Source organism: Vibrio sp. 378, assembly GCF_033339435.1.
Window position 1 is genome coordinate 1 of sequence record NZ_JAWOUO010000811.1, and the last position, 599, is coordinate 599.

The window sequence follows — 599 nt, forward strand, 5'->3', positions numbered from 1 at the left end:
ATACCACCTTAACCACTAAACCTAACGCATAGTAAAAATGCCACGCGTTGCGAATCACTCTTAAACAGTTTGTTATATTTTAGTGCTCGATACCTTTTAGTAACCGAATTTCAGCGATAACATTGTCTTTTGAACTACGATAAGCACTTGCTAGCTCTGTTGGTATAGATTGATTAATTTCCGAACTCATCACGTTCCGCCCAATCATAATAACCTCAAGCACCTTTTGATCTAATGTATCAGGGAACTTAATCTTATTTTTATGATAAAAACGCTTTAGTTGATCTAAGTTGTCTTGAAGTTCATTCCAAAGTCGTCGATCAAGAAAACTCTTATTAATAGTTCCTTCAACATGCAAGATGTGTATATAGAGTTCATCTAAAACTTCATGCTCTATATGTGTCGAGGCTGGAAACTTATCAGAATTTTCATCCTTAGTGGGGTACAAGGAAAGAATCAAACCACCAACACCACCAATTAAAACAATTGCTGGTTCATAACCGCCCTCTTTCCACAACCAGACTGCACTCAATATAGTTGTAGCTGATGAAAAAATTAACGCTAATTGTTTCTTCATAGCCCCTCAAAAAATATAACGC

Annotated in this window: 1 protein-coding gene; it reads right to left on the bottom strand. The window is 36.2% G+C overall.

Translation table 11 applies throughout. From position 1 onward, the window contains the following. Positions 1 to 79 precede the first annotated feature (79 nt). The gene (locus R7Q48_RS28980) at positions 80 to 577 is read right to left on the bottom strand and encodes a hypothetical protein (protein ID WP_318133804.1); all 498 of its coding nucleotides are present in this window, start codon (positions 575 to 577) and stop codon (positions 80 to 82) included. Between the last annotated feature and the right edge of the window lie 22 nt (positions 578 to 599).

Bases quoted from the DNA above. Each gene is read 5' to 3' on its own strand.
- R7Q48_RS28980 (WP_318133804.1), bottom strand. From the start codon at position 577: ATGAAGAAACAATTAGCGTTAATTTTTTCATCAGCTACAACTATATTG.